Annotated in this window: 17 protein-coding genes; 10 read left to right on the top strand and 7 right to left on the bottom strand. The window is 72.4% G+C overall.

Annotation, left to right across the window (positions count from 1 at the left end):
• Positions 1 to 112: 112 nt before the first annotated feature.
• On the top strand, positions 113 to 1,954 hold the full coding sequence (locus ACH4SP_RS21335) for a glycoside hydrolase family 3 protein (protein ID WP_398417072.1): 1,842 nt from the start codon (positions 113 to 115) through the stop codon (positions 1,952 to 1,954).
• Positions 1,955 to 2,038: 84 nt separating this feature from the next.
• Here ACH4SP_RS21335 and ACH4SP_RS21330 read toward each other — a convergent pair whose 3' ends face one another.
• Positions 2,039 to 2,947: a LysR substrate-binding domain-containing protein gene (locus ACH4SP_RS21330; protein WP_398417071.1), complete on the bottom strand. Its 909-nt coding sequence runs from the start codon at positions 2,945 to 2,947 to the stop codon at positions 2,039 to 2,041.
• A 118-nt stretch (positions 2,948 to 3,065) separates the two neighbouring features.
• On the opposite strand from ACH4SP_RS21330, the gene ACH4SP_RS21325 reads away from it, so the two are divergent.
• Positions 3,066 to 3,983, top strand: a complete 918-nt coding sequence (locus tag ACH4SP_RS21325; RefSeq protein WP_398417214.1) for an EamA family transporter — start codon at positions 3,066 to 3,068, stop codon at positions 3,981 to 3,983.
• On the opposite strand, the gene ACH4SP_RS21320 is transcribed toward ACH4SP_RS21325, so the two are convergent.
• The gene (locus ACH4SP_RS21320) at positions 3,970 to 5,472 is read right to left on the bottom strand and encodes a sulfatase-like hydrolase/transferase (RefSeq protein ID WP_398417070.1); all 1,503 of its coding nucleotides are present in this window, start codon (positions 5,470 to 5,472) and stop codon (positions 3,970 to 3,972) included. The genes ACH4SP_RS21325 and ACH4SP_RS21320 overlap by 14 nt on opposite strands.
• Positions 5,473 to 5,606: 134 nt before the next feature.
• Here ACH4SP_RS21320 and ACH4SP_RS21315 point away from each other — a divergent pair, with 134 nt between their 5' ends.
• A complete protein-coding gene (locus tag ACH4SP_RS21315; protein ID WP_398417069.1) occupies positions 5,607 to 6,353 on the top strand; it encodes a TetR/AcrR family transcriptional regulator in 747 nt (248 codons plus the stop codon).
• A gap of 17 nt (positions 6,354 to 6,370) precedes the next feature.
• Here ACH4SP_RS21315 and ACH4SP_RS21310 read toward each other — a convergent pair whose 3' ends face one another.
• Together ACH4SP_RS21310 and ACH4SP_RS21305 are read right to left on the bottom strand one after the other, a co-directional pair.
• Positions 6,371 to 7,150 (bottom strand): sugar phosphate isomerase/epimerase family protein, encoded by a 780-nt coding sequence (locus ACH4SP_RS21310; RefSeq protein WP_398417068.1) that lies wholly within the window; start codon positions 7,148 to 7,150, stop codon positions 6,371 to 6,373.
• Complete coding sequence (locus ACH4SP_RS21305; protein WP_398417067.1) at positions 7,147 to 8,199, bottom strand: GNAT family N-acetyltransferase; 1,053 nt, start codon at positions 8,197 to 8,199, stop codon at positions 7,147 to 7,149. The genes ACH4SP_RS21310 and ACH4SP_RS21305 overlap by 4 nt, the downstream gene beginning before the upstream one ends.
• Before the next feature lie 118 nt (positions 8,200 to 8,317).
• Here ACH4SP_RS21305 and ACH4SP_RS21300 point away from each other — a divergent pair, with 118 nt between their 5' ends.
• On the top strand, positions 8,318 to 9,169 hold the full coding sequence (locus ACH4SP_RS21300) for an ABC transporter substrate-binding protein (RefSeq protein WP_398417066.1): 852 nt from the start codon (positions 8,318 to 8,320) through the stop codon (positions 9,167 to 9,169).
• Positions 9,170 to 9,289: 120 nt separating this feature from the next.
• Positions 9,290 to 10,039: an SDR family oxidoreductase gene (locus ACH4SP_RS21295; RefSeq protein ID WP_398417065.1), complete on the top strand. Its 750-nt coding sequence runs from the start codon at positions 9,290 to 9,292 to the stop codon at positions 10,037 to 10,039.
• Positions 10,040 to 10,074: 35 nt separating this feature from the next.
• Here ACH4SP_RS21295 and ACH4SP_RS21290 read toward each other — a convergent pair whose 3' ends face one another.
• Positions 10,075 to 11,181 carry a LacI family DNA-binding transcriptional regulator gene (locus ACH4SP_RS21290; RefSeq protein WP_398417064.1) on the bottom strand — a complete coding sequence of 369 codons (1,107 nt, stop codon included), beginning with the start codon at positions 11,179 to 11,181 and terminating at the stop codon, positions 10,075 to 10,077.
• Between the two features lie 191 nt (positions 11,182 to 11,372).
• Here ACH4SP_RS21290 and ACH4SP_RS21285 point away from each other — a divergent pair, with 191 nt between their 5' ends.
• The 3 genes from ACH4SP_RS21285 to ACH4SP_RS21275 are packed head-to-tail and all read left to right on the top strand — an operon-like array spanning position 11,373 to position 14,514.
• Positions 11,373 to 12,524 (top strand): Gfo/Idh/MocA family protein, encoded by a 1,152-nt coding sequence (locus ACH4SP_RS21285; RefSeq protein ID WP_398417063.1) that lies wholly within the window; start codon positions 11,373 to 11,375, stop codon positions 12,522 to 12,524.
• The gene (locus ACH4SP_RS21280) at positions 12,521 to 13,684 is read left to right on the top strand and encodes a dihydrodipicolinate synthase family protein (protein ID WP_398417062.1); all 1,164 of its coding nucleotides are present in this window, start codon (positions 12,521 to 12,523) and stop codon (positions 13,682 to 13,684) included. Before ACH4SP_RS21285 ends, ACH4SP_RS21280 begins: the two co-directional genes overlap by 4 nt.
• The gene (locus tag ACH4SP_RS21275; protein WP_398417061.1) at positions 13,681 to 14,514 is read left to right on the top strand and encodes a sugar phosphate isomerase/epimerase family protein; all 834 of its coding nucleotides are present in this window, start codon (positions 13,681 to 13,683) and stop codon (positions 14,512 to 14,514) included. The genes ACH4SP_RS21280 and ACH4SP_RS21275 overlap by 4 nt, the downstream gene beginning before the upstream one ends.
• Before the next feature lie 126 nt (positions 14,515 to 14,640).
• Here the strand turns inward: ACH4SP_RS21275 and ACH4SP_RS21270 are convergent, their stop codons facing one another.
• Both ACH4SP_RS21270 and ACH4SP_RS21265 read right to left on the bottom strand, forming a co-directional pair.
• The gene (locus ACH4SP_RS21270) at positions 14,641 to 14,979 is read right to left on the bottom strand and encodes a hypothetical protein (protein ID WP_398417060.1); all 339 of its coding nucleotides are present in this window, start codon (positions 14,977 to 14,979) and stop codon (positions 14,641 to 14,643) included.
• A gap of 92 nt (positions 14,980 to 15,071) precedes the next feature.
• Positions 15,072 to 15,602 carry a DUF937 domain-containing protein gene (locus ACH4SP_RS21265; protein WP_398417059.1) on the bottom strand — a complete coding sequence of 177 codons (531 nt, stop codon included), beginning with the start codon at positions 15,600 to 15,602 and terminating at the stop codon, positions 15,072 to 15,074.
• Positions 15,603 to 15,897: 295 nt separating this feature from the next.
• Here ACH4SP_RS21265 and ACH4SP_RS21260 point away from each other — a divergent pair, with 295 nt between their 5' ends.
• Together ACH4SP_RS21260 and ACH4SP_RS21255 are read left to right on the top strand one after the other, a co-directional pair.
• Positions 15,898 to 16,173 carry a type II toxin-antitoxin system Phd/YefM family antitoxin gene (locus ACH4SP_RS21260; RefSeq protein WP_398417058.1) on the top strand — a complete coding sequence of 92 codons (276 nt, stop codon included), beginning with the start codon at positions 15,898 to 15,900 and terminating at the stop codon, positions 16,171 to 16,173.
• Positions 16,170 to 16,427 (top strand): Txe/YoeB family addiction module toxin, encoded by a 258-nt coding sequence (locus ACH4SP_RS21255; RefSeq protein WP_398417057.1) that lies wholly within the window; start codon positions 16,170 to 16,172, stop codon positions 16,425 to 16,427. The genes ACH4SP_RS21260 and ACH4SP_RS21255 overlap by 4 nt, the downstream gene beginning before the upstream one ends.
• The last annotated feature ends 56 nt before the right edge of the window (positions 16,428 to 16,483 follow it).

The following is a 16,483-nucleotide window of genomic DNA, read 5'->3' as shown; positions in this document are numbered from 1 at the left end:
CCTCCTCTTCACCTCAACTCCGCACCTCCGCGCGGATATTGACGGGTACTTACTTTCGGGCAAGTGTGACCCCGCTGGAAGTTTCCTTCAAGGGCTTCAAGAAGGGGTCACCGTGCCGGAACACCTCACCAGTCCCTCCCGCCGCACCCTCCTCGCCGCGAGCGCCGCCGCGGTGGCCGCGGCCGTCACCGGAGCTGCACCGGCGGTGGCGGCCGACCGGCCCGCCCCCTCCGACGACCGGCTGAGACGGATCATCTCCGCCATGTCCCTGGAGGAGAAGGTCGGCCAGCTCTTCGTGATGCGGGTGTACGGGCACACCGCGACCGACCCCGACCAGGCGGACATCGACGCGAACATGAGGGAGATCGGGGTCCGTGACGCCGCCGGACTGATCGCCAAGTACCACGTCGGCGGCATCATCTACTTCGCCTGGGCGCACAACACCCGCGATCCGCACCAGATCGCCGACCTCTCCAACGGCATCCAGCGCGAGGGCCTCGGCCGGAGCCCCCGGATACCCCTGCTGATATCCACCGACCAGGAACACGGCATCGTCGCCCGCGTCGGCAAGCCGGCCACCCTGCTGCCCGGTGCGATGGCCCTGGGGGCGGGCGCGTTCCGCCGGGGCACCCGGGACGCCCGCGAGGCCGCCCGCATCGCCGGGGCGGAACTGCTCGCCATGGGCATCCGGCAGAACTACGCCCCCGACGCGGACGTCAACGTCGACCCGGCCAACCCCGTCATCGGTGTCCGCTCCTTCGGCTCCGTGCCGAAGTCGGTGGCCGCACTGGTCGCGGCACAGGTGAAGGGCTACCAGGGATCCGGAATCGCCACCGCCGCCAAACACTTCCCCGGCCACGGTGACACCAAGGACGACAGCCACAACCAGCTTCCCTACATCGACCACACCCGCGAGGAGTGGTCGACGCTCGACGCCCCGCCCTTCCGGGCCGCGATCGCCGCCGGCATCGACTCGATCATGACCGCCCACATCGTCGTCCCTGCGCTCGACCCCGCCGAGGACCCGGCCACCCTCTCCCGTCCCATCCTCACCGGCATCCTGCGCGAGGAACTCGGCTACCGGGGAGTCGTCGTCACGGACTCGCTCGGCATGCAGGGCGTACGCACGAAGTACGGCGACGACCGGGTGCCCGTGCTCGCCCTCAAGGCCGGCTGCGACCAGCTCCTCAACCCGCCGAACCTGGACGTGGCGTGGCGGGCGGTCCTGGCAGCGGTCAGGGGCGGCGAGCTGACCGAGGCCCGCCTCGACGAGTCGATCCTGCGCATCCTCCGGCTCAAGGCGCGGCGCGGCCTCTTCGACCACCCGTACGTCACGCACCGGGGCGTCGACCGGACGGTGGGCATCCGCCCCCACCTGTCCGCCGCCGACCGGATCGCCGACGCGACGACCACCCTGCTGGTGAACGAGGGCGGACTGCTGCCGCTGTCGAAGCGGCGGCACCGGCGCGTGCTGGTGGTGGGGGTCGACCCGGCGTCCCCGTCCGGGACCACGGGCCCGCCGACGACGGTGCTGGCCGCCGCCCTGACCGGCCTCGGCTTCACCGCGACGGCCCTGTCCACCGGCTCGGCCCCGTCGCGCGCGAAGATCGACGAGGCGGTGGCGGCGGCACGGACCGGTGCGGACGCGGTGGTCGTCGCGACCCGCAACGTCACGGCGGCGAGCGCACAGCGGACGCTGGTGACGGAGCTGGCGGCGACGGGCGTCCCGGTCGTGACGGTGGCGATCCAGAACCCCTATGACGTGGCCCAACTGACGGGATCGGGTGCGCGTGCGCAGCTGGCCGCGTACTCCTGGACGGACGTCGAGATGCAGGCCGCGGCGCGGGTGCTGGCGGGCAGGGTGCGGCCGGGAGGCCGACTGCCGGTGCCGGTGCAGAGGGCGGACGATCCGGCGAAGGTGCTGTATCCGGTGGGGTACGGGGTGGGGTACTGACGAGCTGGGGTGCGGGCCGGGAGTGAGGGCGAGTGCGGGTGTCGGTGTCGGAAGAATGTCTCGGTAGCACGTGTAAGTGAGACATTATTCGGCCGCCACCCCCTCCCATCGCTCCTGCAGCACCCGCACCGCCTCCCGGATCGCCGGTCGCCGGGCCGCGCCCGTCCGCCACAGTGCGTAGAGCCTTCGCGTCGGCACCGGGTCCAGTCGTACCGCCACCACGCCTTCCGGCAGGGCCCCGCGCCCCAGTCGGGGAATCATCGCGATCCCCAACCCGGCGGCGATCAGCGCCACTTGGGTGTGGTTCTCCTCCGCCTGGTGGGCGATGTCCGGCTCGTAGCCCGCGGTCCGCAGCGTGCGCATCAGCCAGTCGTGGCAGACCGTCCCCGGCGGCTGGCAGATCCAGCGTTCGGCGGCCAGTTCCTCCCGATGTACGTCCGTGCGCCCGGCCAGCGGGTGACCGGCGGGGACCAGCAGGTCGCAGCGGTCGTCGCCGATGACGGCCTGCTCCACGCCCTCAGGGGCGGGCAGCGGGGCGATGTCCCAGTCGTGGGCGACGGCCAGGTCGAGGGCGCCCTTGGCGACCAGGTCGACGGAGAGGTGCGGGTCCACCTCGGTCAGGCGGGCGTCCAGCGCCGGGTGTGCGCGGGCCAGTTCGGCCAGGGCGCCCGGCATCAGGCCCCGTGCCGCCGATGCGAACGCCCCGACCGTCAGGCGGCCGTTCGGCAGGCCCCGCCGCTCCTCCAGAGCGGTCTCCGCCCGTTCGACGATCGACAGCAACTCCTGTGCGGTGGCTGCCAGTTGAAGGGCCTCCTCGGTGAGGGCGATGCCTCGGCCACGTCGTTCCACCAGCTTCGTCCGCGTCTCGCGCTCCAGCTTCGCGATCTGCTGCGAGACCGCCGAGGGGGTGTAGCCGAGCGCGGTGGCGGCGCCCGCCACCGACCCGTGGACGGACACCGCGTGCAGGGCGCGCAGCCGGGAGAGATCGAGCACGGGCTCCTCTTTTCGTAAGCAGTGCTTCATCCCATGGTGAAGGAATCCGTGCTGGTGCTAAAGGGTCGGTGGGCGTGATCCTCGACCCATGCCCACCCCCACGTCCACACACGTGCCCATGCGCCCCGCGCACATCGCCCTGGCGGTCGTCGTCGCCGCCGTCTGGGGAGTCAACTTCGTCGTCATCGAGGTCGGCCTCTCCCACTTCCCGCCGCTGCTCTTCTCCGCCCTCCGCTTCCTGGCCGCAGCCCTGCCCGCGCTCTTCTTCGTGGGGCGCCCGAAGGTGGCATGGAAGTGGGTTGTGGGGGTGGGGCTTGCGCTCGGGGTAGGCAAGTTCGGGCTGCTCTTCGTCGGGATGGACCAGGGGATGCCCGCCGGTCTCTCCTCGCTCGTCCTTCAGGTGCAGGCCGTCTTCACCGCCCTCATCGCGATGGCGACGCTGGGTGAACGTCTCACCCGTACCCGCCTGTTGGGCATGGCGGTCGCCCTCGCGGGCATCGGCGTCGCCGCCTACGACGAGGGGGCGAGCGGCCCCGTGCTCGCCTTCGTCCTCGTGATCGCCGCTGCCGCCTGCTGGGGCGTCTCCAACGTCCTCACCCGCAGGGCCGCCGCCCCCGACCCGCTCAACTTCATGGTCTGGGTGTCGGCCGTCCCGGTGCTTCCGCTTCTCGCCCTCTCCGTCCTCTTCGAGGGCTGGGACCGGGACGTGGCGGCCCTCGCCGCCCTCAGCTGGACCGGGGTCGGCATCATCCTCTACGTCGCCTGGGTGGTGACCGTCTTCGGCTTCGGCGCGTGGGGCTTCCTGCTCAGCCGTCACCCCGCCTCCTCGGTCGCCCCCTTCACCCTGCTGGTACCGGTCTTCGGGATCACCTCCGCGGCCTTCCTCCTCGACGAGCAGGTCAGCGGATTGCGGTGGTGCGCGGCGGCGCTGCTGGTGGGCGGGGTGGCGCTGGCACAGTTCCGGATGCCGCGCCTGCGCTCACGTACCGTGCAGGCGTCCTCCCGTGCGGAGGCGAGCCCCGTCAAGAGCGGGTGAAGTCGACCGCCTCGATCTCCCGGAGGCGCTCGAAGCGTTCGCGCAGTTCGGTCCTGCGGGCCGGGTCGTGGGCGAGGTTGGTCTTCTCGTGCGGGTCCTCCCGCAGGTCGTACAGCTCGTGGTCGTGGTCGTCGAAGTCCGCGTCGGGGCCGAAGACCATCTCGGTCGGCTCCGGTTCGACGGGCCGGTCGGCGCACTGGCCGCCGCCGACGCCGAAGTACCGCGCGTACTTGTACCGGCCGTCGAAGACCCCTCGGATCGCGTAGCGCGTCCGCTGGATGCGCCGGGTGTGCACCGAGTCGTGCGCGAACAGGACGTAGTCCCGTACGGAGGCGGTGGGGTCGGCCAGTACCGGGGTCAGGTCGGTGCCCCGGAAGGCCGGATCCGGGGCGGCCCCCGCCAGGCCGCAGACGGTGGAGGCCAGATCGACGTGCGAAGCCAGCGCGTCGGTCACCGTGCCGGGCCGGGTGCGGCCCGGTGCCTTCACGTAGAAGGGGACCTTCATGACCTCGTTGTAGACGAACGGGCCCTTCGAGCGGAGCCCGTGCGAGCCGCACATGTCCCCGTGGTCGGAGGTGAAGACGACGACGGTGTCGTCCCACTGGCCGCTCGCCTCCAGCGCGCCGAGCACCGTGCCCAGCGACTCGTCGGCCAGTTGGTGCAGCCGGGCGTAGTAGTCGAGGTGGCGCAGCCAGGAGCGCTTGTCCTCGGGGTCGATGTAGCCCCAGAGGCTGTGCTGCTGGTCGTACCGCCACTGGCGCTGCACGTCGGGCTTGGAGTGCAGGTCGTCGTCGAAGTTCTCGGGGAGGGCGTCGAAGATCTCGTCGTACGTGTCGTCGAAGGCCGGTACCGCCTCGCCCCGGCCGAAGGCTCCGGTGCCGATGAACTGCCTGACCAGCTCCAACTGGTCCTTGTGGGCCGCCTGGTAGTCGGGCTGGTCCAGCGGGTACCACATCACGTCGTGCGGGTTGACGAGCGCGACGGTCAGGAACCACGGGTCGTCCGAGGCCGCGTTGACCGTCAGCCAGCGGGCCGCGTCCTCGGCGATGACCGGGTCGAAGTGCACCCCGGTGCCCGCCATGCCCATCCAGTGGTGGTCGTTGCCGTCCCAGTCGGCATAGCCGTAGGCCTCCATGTGCGGCCGGGCGGAGGTGGACAGGTGCCACTTGCCCAGGTACGAGGTGCGGTACCCGGCGCCGCGCAGGGCGTGGCCGATGGTGGGCACGGCCGTGTCCAGCTCCGGCTGCCAGGGGAAGATGATGTTCTCCGCGACGCCGTGCTGGGGGACGTACTGGCCGGTCATCATGGTGGCGCGGGAGGGGGAGCAGGGGGAGGAGTGCGTCCAGTAGTTGGTGAACTCCAGTCCCTCCGCGCGGAGTCGGTCGCGCCACGGCAGCCGGAGTCCGGGCGGCAGCCAGCCGCGCTGCCGTTCCTGGTCGGAGACGACGAGGAGGATGTTGGGCCTGCGCGTGGGGCTCTTCTTCTGCACGGGTGACCTCCGTGGACGGAAGGTGGTGCCGGGGACGCCGGCCGTACTGCCGAGGCGCCCGTCGAGGTTTAACGCATCTGCGTTAGATGGACAAGGGGTGTGACAATCGGCCGGTGGAGCCCGCGGAAGAGGTCATGGCAGATACCCGGAGCAGCCGGAGCACCCCGAGCACCCCAAGCCGCCACGGCAGCCGGGGTGAAGGGCGCGAGGCTCTGATCGCCGCCGCCGAGCGGCTGTTCGCCCAGTACGGCGTCGGGGCGGTCTCGCTGCGGGCCATCGCGGCCGAGGCGGGCCAGCGCAACACCTCGGCCGTCGCCTACCACTTCGGCTCCAAGGAGAAGCTGGTTGAGGCGATCTACGCACGCAGGCTCACCCCGGCCAACGCGCGCCACCTCGCCCAGCTGGCCGAGCTGGACGCCCAGGGCAGGGGCGAGGACCTGCGGGCGCTGGTGGACTCGTTCATCCGCCCCATGCGCGAACGCGTCGAATCCACCGAGGAGTCGGGCTGGTTCCTGCGGTTCGTCGCCACCGCGCTCTACGTCGACGAGATGGCCCCCTTCGACCTCGCGTCGCAGCCGTGGACCGAGGGCCTGGACGTCCACCGCACGCGCGTCCTCGCCGGCCTGGCCGACCGGGGGCTGCCCGCGCGCCTGTGCGAGAGCCGCTGGCGCCACTTCGTCGGCCTCACCCTGCACACGCTGGCCGGCCTGGAACGCCTCGTACAGGCGCACCGCCACGACCCGGCCCGGCGGAAACCGGATCTCACGCTCGCGGTCGCCGATCTGGCCGACGTGGCGACAGCGGCGCTGACCGCCCCGGTCTCGGCGGAGACGGCAGCGGCGCTGACCGCCGGGCCGGGCCGGGGACGACAGCAGCCCTGAGGGTCGAGCCCCGGGCCTCAGGAGGCGGACGCGAGCAGCGCCAGGTGCTCCCGCCCCGCCGCCAGCAGCCCCGGCAGTTCCGCGGCCTGGGGGTACCAGCGCTTCTCGTACTCCCAGCACACCCAGTCGTCGGGGCCGAGCAGAGAGAGGCACTCGGCGAGCGGCAGCACTCCGGCGCCGAGGGCCAGCGGGGTGGTGTCGTCCGCCGACGCGATGTCCTTCACCTGTACGTAGCCGAGGTGCGGGGCGAGGACGCCGTGCGAGGTGACGGGGGTCTCGCCGCCGAGCCAGGTGTGCATGAGGTCCCAGAGGACGCCCACGTTCCTGTGACCGACGGCGGCGACCACGCGGGCCGCGTCGACGCCCGCCCGGTGCGAGTCGTGGGTTTCGAGGAGGACGCGTACGCCGCAGTCGTCGGCGGTCTCGGCCGCCGCGCCCAGCCGCCGGGCGGCCCGTGCGTCGCCGCCCGCCGACCCGTCGGCCCCGGGGAAGACCCGTACGTACGGTGCGCCCAGGTCGCGGGCCAGCTCCAGCAGGTCCCGGATCTCGTCCAGCACGGGTCCGTCCTCGCCCTCCGCCGCGACCTTGGCGTACCCGGCGACGGTCAGGATCTCGATCCCGGCGGCGGCGAACGCCGCCACCACCTCGGCCCGCTCCTTCGCCCCGATCCCCGGATGCACCGGCTCCTCGGGGTGGGCGCGGAGCTCGACGCCCCGGAATCCGGTCGCGGTGGCGAGCGCGACGACGTCGGAGATCGGCATCCCGGGGACGCCGAGGGTGGAAAAGGCCAGTTTCACTGTGCGACAACTCCTTCTGTTCCTGCGGTCGTTCCTGCGTCCCGGCCCGCCGCGGATGCCGTCCGGCCCGCCGGTGCCGCCGGGCCCGCGGCCAGGTCCAGCCGCCAGTCCTGACCGACGAGATCCGCCCCGTACGACCGGTGCGGCTCCTCAGCGACCAGGACGAACCCGGCCCGCTGGTAGATCTTCCGGGCGGCGGTCAGTACGTCATTGGTCCACAGCACCACTTCCCCGTACCCCGCCTCGCGCGCGAAATCCACCACGGCGGAGACCAGCCGCTCGCCGATGCCGCGCCCGCGCGCGGACGGCTCGACCAGCAGCAGCCGCAGCCGGGCCGTCGCCGACCCCGGCGCGCCCCCGTCCCGTACGCACATCACGCTCCCGACGGGCCGCCCGTCCAGCTCGGCGATCCACACCCGCTCCAGATGCGGGTCGTGGTCCTGCGCGAACCCGGCGACGATGCCCGCGACGAAGCCCTCGTACTCCACGTTCCACCCGAACTCGGCCGCGTACAGAGCCCCGTGCCGGGCGATGATCCAGCCCAGGTCGCCGGGGGCCGACTCGCGCAGCACCGGCTCCGGGGGCCTCCCGGCCGTACCGCCCAGGCCCTCCACCCCCTCCAACCCCTTCACTCCCTCCAGTACGTCCCGTACCTCCCGCATCCCGTGGACCATCCGCTCCCGCTCCTCGGGCGGTACGCGGGACAGCAGCACGCCCACCGCCTCCCGGGACCGCTCGTCGAGCAGGGACGCCGCCTCGCGGCCGTGCGGGGTGAGGGTGACCCGCTGGCGGCGCGGATCGCGCGGGGACGCGGTGCGTTCGACCAGCCCGTCCCGCTCGAACCTGCCGAGCAGCCGGCTCAAGTACCCGGCGTCCAGGCGCAGTCGGGACCGCAGGTCGGCGGCGTCGGTGCGGGGGTCGTGGGCCAGTTCGTACAGCACCCGGGACTCGGTGAGGGTGTACGGGGCGGAGAGGTGGCGGCTGTAGTCGAGCGCGCCGATCAGGTTGGTGTAGAACCGGTTGAAGGCGCGCATTTCATGAATGGTCATGGAGTGCTCCCGTCCTGGTCTCCTTTGACTGGGTCAACGGTAAGTCGCCGGGCCCGGCGAGGGAACGGCCCGGCCGGAGAACGGCGTAGCGGACAGGCGTACGGGGCAGGAGTCGCCCATGACTCAGACCCCCGCATCCGCTTGGCAATTCACCGACTCCCGGGGCCAGTTGGCGTCCGCCGCCGTGCGTCCCACCCGTATCGCCGCGTACATCCAGGCGGGCGCGACCCTCTGGGACCACGGTCTGTGCCCCCTGGGGATCTTCGGCTCCCACCACGACGGAGCCGCCCCCGACCGCGCCAAGTCGGGCCGCCTTCCCCTCGACCGCCTGGCCCACTACGGCGCGGGCGCCAGCGTCGATCCCGACGAGGTGCTCGCCTCGGGCGCGGACCTGCTCGTCGCCGTCAGCTACGGCGGCGGCGCCGTCTACGGCCTGGAACCGGACGCGGCCAAGCACCTGGAGGAGCAGATCCCGGTGGTGGTGATCGATGTCGGCCAGGGCCGCTCCCTGTCGGAGGTACGGGAGAACTTCGCCGCGCTCGCGGCAAGCCTGGGCGGCGCCGAACCCCCGGACGCGGACCACCGGCTGGCCGACGCCCAGGCCAAGTTGAAGTCCCTGGTCGGCCCCGGGACCCCGGCGATCCTCGCGCTCTCCCCGGCGAGCGCCGACGAGGCCCACCTGGCCCGCCCGCACGCCTGGCCCGACCTCCGCGCCCTGACCGCACTCGGCGTCCCCCTCCTCGCGCCGCCCCCGGAGGGCGGCGCGAACTGGGCCACGGTGCGGTGGGAGACGGCCGCCGCCCTGGCCCCGCGCATCGTCCTGGCCGACGTACGGGCCAACGCGGCACCCCTGGACCCGTCCCGCCTGGGTCCGGATCTCCGGATACTCCCGTGGAACCCGGAACTCCCGGCGAGCAGCACGGCCCACACCGGCTTCTTCGACGGCATCGCGGAGGCACTCACCGGCTGACCGGCCGACAGGCCCGCGGCCGACCGGCGGTCCGGCCCGCGGCCGACCCTTCCACGACCCCTCACCATCCCCTGGTGGATCATGCGAGGAGCGCGACGAACGAACCCCAGGAGGCAATCCATGTCCCACCCGGCACGCCCGATCACCCTCGTCACCGGTGGCAGCAGAGGGATCGGCGCCGCCACCTGCCTGCGGCTGGCGGCCGACGGTCATGACATCGCGCTCGCGTACGTACAGGACGAGGCCGCCGCGGAGGAGACCGCGGCGGCCGTCCGCGCGAGCGGCGCCCGCTGCCTCGTCGTGCGGGCCGACACCTCCCAGGAGGCCGACGTCGACCGCCTCTTCGACACCGCGACGGCCGGACTCGGCCCGCTCACCGGCCTGGTCAACAACGCCGGCGTCACCGGCAGGCTCTCCCGGCTCGCCGACGCCACCACCGAGGACCTGCGCCGCGTCGTCGACGTCAACCTCTTCGGCACCCTGCTGTGCTGCCGCCGCGCCGCCCGCGACATGACGGCCAACGGCGGCGGCGCCATCGTCAACATCTCCTCCGGCGCGGCCACCCTCGGCAGCCCCGGCGAGTACGTCCACTACGCCGCCTCCAAGGCCGCGGTCGACACCCTCACCCTCGGCCTCTCCAAGGAACTCGGCCCCGACGGCATCCGCGTCAACGGAGTCGCCCCCGGCCTCACCGACACCGACATGCACGCCACCATGGGCGACCCCGACCGCCCGGCCCGCATGGCCCCCGAAATCCCCCTCCGCCGCGCCTGCGCCCCCGCCGAGATCGCGGCGGCCGTCGCCTGGCTGCTGTCCGCGGACGCCTCGTACACGACGGGGACGGTGCTGCGGGTGGCGGGCGGGCGCTGAGGCCCTGACCTGCCGGATCGTCCTCGTGCCCCGGCTCAGCCCTTCCGCGCCGCCACCCCCGTCGACCCCCGCACCACCAGCTCCGCCGGGACCGTCTCCACTCCGCCGGGGCCGGTGGGCGGTGTGGCCGTCGTGGCGAGCAGGCCGGCTCGGGCGCCCGCTTCGTGCAGGGGCAGTCGTACGGTCGTGAGCGCCGGCACCGTGTCCGTCGCCGACGGGAGGTCGTCGAAGCCGGCGACCGAGAGGTCCTCGGGGACGCGCAGGCCGCGGGTGCGCGCGGCGGCGCAGACGCCCAGCGCGATGGTGTCGTTGGCGGCGACCACCGCCGTCAGGTCCGGGGCCTTGGCGAGGAGTTGGGGGAGCGCGGCGTGGCCCGATGTGCGGTCGTACGGGCCGTGGAAGGTGAGGGTGGGGTCGTAGGCGAGACCCGCCTCGCGCAGGGCGTCGCGGTGGCCCTCCAGACGGTGGCGGGTCGTGGTGCGTTCGGCGGGGCCCGCGACGTAGCCGATGCGGGTGTGGCCGAGGGCGAGGAGGTGCTCGGTCAGGCGGCGGGCGCCGGCCCGGTTGTCGAAGGAGAGGGTGGCGGTGACCGTGCCGCCCTCTGACGCGGGGAGCGCACCGGTCTCCGGTGCGTCCGCCGCGTGCAGTGCGGGTCTGCCGCACAGTACGATGCGGGTGCCCGCCGCCGCCAGTCTCGCCAGCTTCGCGGCCACCGCCGCCGAGTGTTCGGGGTCCTCGATCGCACCGCCGGTGAGGATCACCGCGGCCGCGCGCTGGCGCTGGAGCAGGGTGAGGTAGGTCAGTTCGCGCTCGGGGGAGCCGCCCGTGTTGCAGACGACGGCCAGCTTCTCGCCGCCGGTGCGGGCGGTGCCGTCGGGGCCGCTGATCCGGGACTGGGCGGCCCCGGCCAGGATCCCGAAGAACGGGTCCGCGATGTCGTTGACCAGGATGCCGACCAGGTCGGACGTGGCGGCGGCGAGCGCGCTCGCCGGGCCGTTCACCACGTAGTCCAGGTCGGCGACCGCGCGCAGCACGCGTGCGCGGGTCGCTTCCGCCACCGGGTAATTGCCGTTCAGGACACGGGAGACCGTGGCCGGGGACACCTGGGCGCGGTCCGCCACGTCCGCCAACGTCACTGTCATGCGCCCGCCCCAGTCACTGTCATCGTGCTGCCCTCATCCGCTCGGTCGCCGGGCCCGTCCGGTGGGCCTCCGGGTCTTGTCGCACCGCCGTGCACAGGTTAGCTTCTTGGCCCGTAGCTTATAGAAAGCGCTTTCCCGCGTGCGTGCGGGGCGTACGCACGGCTGAATGAAGCTGTACGAAGGGGACTTACGTGACACGCAAAACGGTGCGGATCGCCATGAACGGCGTCACCGGACGGATGGGGTACCGCCAGCACCTCGTACGGTCGATACTCGCGATCCGCGAGCAGGGCGGCCTCGACCTCGGCAACGGCGACGTCCTGTGGCCCGAGCCGGTCCTCGTCGGCCGCCGCGAGCACGCGCTGCGCTCCATGGCGGCCGCGCACGGCATCGAGGAGTGGTCCACCGACCTGGCGGCCGTCCTCGCCGACGGGAGCGTCGACCTCTACTTCGACGCCCAGGTCACCTCCGCCCGCGAGGACGCGCTGAAGCAGGCGATCGCCGCCGGCAAGCACGTCTACACCGAGAAGCCGACCGCGACAGGGGTCGAGGGCGCCCTGGAACTGGCCCGCCTCGCCCGCGCCGCCGGCATCAAGCACGGCGTCGTCCAGGACAAGATCTTCCTCCCCGGACTGCTCAAGCTGAAGCGCCTCGTCGACGGCGGCTTCTTCGGCGAAATCCTGTCCGTGCGCGGCGAGTTCGGCTACTGGGTCTTCGAGGGCGACTGGCAGGACGCGCAGCGCCCGTCCTGGAACTACCGGGCCGAGGACGGCGGCGGCATCGTCGTCGACATGTTCCCGCACTGGGAGTACGTCCTGCACGAGCTGTTCGGCCGCGTCACCACCGTCACCGCGCACGTCGCCACCCACGTCCCGCAGCGCTGGGACGAGCACGGCAAGCCCTACCCGGCCACCGCCGACGACTCCGCGTACGGCATCTTCCAGCTGGAGGGCGGCGCCGTCGCCCAGATCAACTCCTCCTGGGCGGTCCGCGTCCACCGCGACGAGCTGGTCGAGTTCCAGGTCGACGGCACGCACGGCTCCGCCGTCGCCGGACTGCGCGACTGCCGCGCCCAGCACCGCTCCGCCACCCCCAAGCCGGTCTGGAACCCCGACCTCCCGGCCACCGAGTCCTTCCGCGACCAGTGGAGCGAGGTCCCCGACAACGCCGTCTTCGACAACGGCTTCAAGGCCCAGTGGGAGCTCTTCCTGCGCCACGTCGTCCTCGACGAGCCCTACACCTGGGACCTCCTCGCGGGCGCACGCGGCGTCCAGCTCGCCGAGCTGGGCCTCAAGTCGTCGGCGGACGGCCGCCGTTACGACGTTCCGGAGCTGTCGCTGTGAGCGCGCTGACCCTGCCCCGCGCCGGTGGCGGAACCTTCTCCCACACCCCGCGCACCGAGCCCTCCCCGTACGTCCCGGGCGGCTCGCCGCTCGTCTCCCGCACGGTCCTCTCGGCGGCCCACGTCGTCGCCGACCCGTACGCCGACACCTCGCCCGACTCCGCCGCGGCGGTCGACTGGGACGCCACCCTCGCCTTCCGCCGCCACCTGTGGGCGCACGGGCTCGGGGTCGCCGAGGCCATGGACACCGCACAGCGCGGCATGGGCCTCGACTGGGCGGGCGCGGCGGAGCTGATCCGCCGCTCGGCCGCCGAGGCGCGGTCGGTGGGCGGCGCGATCGCCTGCGGCGCGGGTACGGACCAACTCCCGCCCGGTACCCATGACCTGGCGACCGTCACGGCCGCGTACGAGGAGCAGCTCGCCCTCGTCGAGGGGTCCGGCGCGCAGGCCGTCCTGATGGCCTCGCGCGCCCTTGCGGCCACCGCGACCGGCCCCGATGACTACCTCACCGCGTACGGCCATCTGCTCCGCCAGGCGGGCGAGCCGGTGATCCTGCACTGGCTGGGCCCGATGTTCGACCCGGCACTGGAGGGGTACTGGGGGTCGGCGGACCTGGACACCGCGACCGAGACCTTCCTCCAGGTCGTCGCCGCCCACCCGGACAAGGTCGACGGCATCAAGGTGTCGTTGCTGGACGCCCGGCGCGAGGTCGAGCTGCGCCGCCGCCTGCCGGAGGGCGTCCGCTGCTACACCGGCGACGACTTCCACTACCCCGAACTGATCGCGGGCGACGAACACGGCTTCTCGCACGCCCTGTTGGGCGTCTTCGACCCGCTCGGGCCGCTGGCGGCCGAGGCGGTACGGGTCCTGGACACGGGTGACACGGACGGTTTCCGCAAGCTGCTGGACCCGACCGTGGAGCTCTCCCGGCACCTGTTCAGGACGCCGACCCGCTTCTACAAGACGGGAGTCGTCCTCCTGGCCTGGCTGGCCGGTCACCAGTCGCACTTCACCATGGTCGGCGGCCTCCAGTCGGCGCGCTCGCTGCCGCACCTGGCGCGCGCCTATCAACTGGCGGACGGAGTCGGCCTGTTCCCCGACCCGGAGCTCGCGGCTACCCGTATGCGGGCGCTGCTGACCGTGCACGGAGTACCTCAGTGACCCACTCGCCCGCACGGCTGAGCATCAATCAGGAAACCCTCAAGCAGTGGTCGTTGGAGGAGCTGGCGACGGGGTGCGCCGCCGCGGGCATCTCGCGGGCCGGACTCTGGCGGGCGCCCGTCCAGGAGTACGGGGCGGAGCGCGCGGCCAAGCTGATGCGCGACACCGGGCTGACGGTCACGAGCCTGTGTCGGGGCGGCTTCCTCACCGCCCTCGACGAGGCCGAACGGGCCCGTGCGCTCGACGACAACCGGGCCGCGGTGGACGAGGCGGCCACCCTCGGCACCGACACCCTGGTCCTCGTCTCGGGCGGACTCCCGCCCGGCAGCCGGGACTTGGCGGGCGCCCGCGAACGTATCGCCGACGCACTCGCGGTCCTGGGACCGTACGCGCAGGAGCGGGGAGTGCGGCTCGCCATCGAGCCGCTGCACCCCATGTTCGCGTCCGACCGGTGCGTGGTGTCGACCCTGGGCCAGGCACTCGACCTGGCCGAACGCTTCCCCGCCTCGCAGGTGGGCGTCGTCGTCGACACGTACCACGTCTGGTGGGACGACCTCGCGCCCGCGCAGCTCGTGCGCGCGGGGGCCGGCGGCCGCATCCACGCCTTCCAGGTGGCGGACTGGATCACGCCGCTGCCCGCCGGAGTGCTGCTGGGGCGCGGGCAGTTGGGCGACGGATCCATCGACCTGCGCGGCTTCCGGGAACAGGTCGACGCGACCGGCTTCACCGGCCCGATCGAGGTCGAGATCTTCAACGAGGGCCTGTGGGCACGGGACGGCGCGGAGGCACTCGCGGAGGTGGTGGAGCGGTACCGGCAGCACGTGCTCTGACCCTCCGGTACGTCGCTGACCCGCCGGTAGGTCTCTGACCCTCCGGTACGGTCCGTCCCTGTCACTCCGGTCCGTACGAAGGGGCAGGGGCGGCGCCGGACCGCCCACCGTCCGGAGGGAGTGCCGTCACGCGTGGCTGAGGACGGCCAGCAGCGCGGCGCACTCGGCGAAGGCCTGGACGGCCAGCGCCACCTGCCGCACCCGTACGGCCGGCGCGACCAGGGCCACGGCGAATGCCACCACCGCGACGCTGACGCTCCACGAGAACAGCCCCTCCGGCAGCCCGGAGGACGAGCACTGCTCCCCGTACGTCAGGCAGCGCGAGGCCCGCTCCGAGGCCAGCGTGAGCACACCGACCGCCACGACCGCCGGAAGGAAGAGGAGGGCGGTCAGGGCGGCCCAGAGCCGGGTGCGGTCCTTCGGCGGCGCGGCCGAGGGGGCGGGAGCGGGGTCCGAGGTGTTCATGCCCCCATTCAAGGCGGGCCGCCGACGTCGCACAGCCGTCCGGATACTCAGATCCCGGGTGACGCGTACTCAGGCGTCGGGAGCGGGCGGGGCTACTTCTTCCCGCCGCCCAGCACCTGCCCCAGCAGGTCACCGAGACCCCCGGTGCCTCCACCGGCGCCCCCTGCGGGTGCCGCGCCCGCAGCCCCCGGGTTCCTCTTCTCCGTGGCCCGCTTGGTGACCACGGCCAGGACCACCGGGAGCGCGATCTCGATCGCCCGGGTGACGCTCGCCGCCGGGAGGCCGGTCTTCTTCGCCACCGCGTTGGCGACCGGCTTGGCCAGCTTGCCGAGCATCCCGGCCATCATGCCGCCGCCGACCAGCCCGCCCAGGCCGCCGCCCAGCGTGGCCACGCCCTGCAGGGGCGGCTCGGCGGCCTCCGCGAAGGCGGCGCGCACCTCGTCGGCCTCTTCCGGAGTGGCGGCTTCCGCCTTCTCGGCGATGGTGCCCGCGAAGGCATCGGCCGTGGAGGCGACGACGCTCTGCGCGCCGGCCGTGTCCGTACCGAGCACATCGGCGATCTCGGCGAGCTTGTCGTCCCCCAGCTCGTCGAGCACATCCTTTTGGAATGAGTTGTCCGTCATGACGGAAACGCTACGTCTGCACCGGTGCGTCGGCACCTTGTGATCTCCTCGAAGAAAACTGGAATCCCCGTGCAACCCTCTGGCGCACTCGTGGGTCGTATTGGGCATCAGGGCTTCCGGGGAGGGATCTGGGGGGATTCAGGGAGGCCTGTGACGGAGGGGGACTCCAAGGGACCCGGTCGACGGACCGGGTCCCTTCTGTCGTGTCGGGGCTGTGAATGCGGGGCAAGTTGTACGAGTTCTCGGTACCATAGTCGTACCGAGAACTCGTACAACAGGTAGGAGGCTGGGCGCGATGTCCATAAGTGCAAGCGAAGCAAGGGCGACGCTGTTTCCTTTGATCGAGCGCGTCAATACGGATCATGACCCCGTCCGCATCACCTCCAAGGCGGGTGATGCGGTCCTCATGTCCGCCGATGACTACGACTCCTGGCAGGAGACCGTCTACCTGCTCCGCTCGCCGGCGAACGCGCAGCGTCTCATGGAGGCCGTGGCCCGCGACCGTGAGAGTGCCCCGTCCGTTGCCAAGAGCATGGACGAGCTCAGGGAGCTGGCCGGGGGTGAGGAGTGAGAAGTGTCCACTTCGATCCCGCCGCCTGGGAGGACTTCCTGTTCTGGCTCTCTGCGGACCGGAAGATGGCACGCAGGATCACCCGCCTGATCGGTGAGATCCAGCGAGAGCCTTTCGGTGGCATTGGCAAGCCCGAGCCGCTGAAGGGCGACCTGTCTGGCTACTGGTCCCGTCGCATTGACGACGAGCACCGCCTCGTCTACCGGGCGGACGACAAGGAAGTGAAGATCCTCAAGGCGCGCTACCACTACTGACCGGCCTCACCTCCTGGGTGAACGTGGCCTCCACCGGCGGGGTTTGTCCACAGCCC

It is taken from the genome of Streptomyces sp. NPDC021093, assembly GCF_044333135.1.
In the GTDB taxonomy this organism is placed as follows: domain Bacteria; phylum Actinomycetota; class Actinomycetes; order Streptomycetales; family Streptomycetaceae; genus Streptomyces.
Note: the sequence above shows the minus strand (reverse complement) of the source record. Positions and strands in the feature narration are given on the sequence as shown.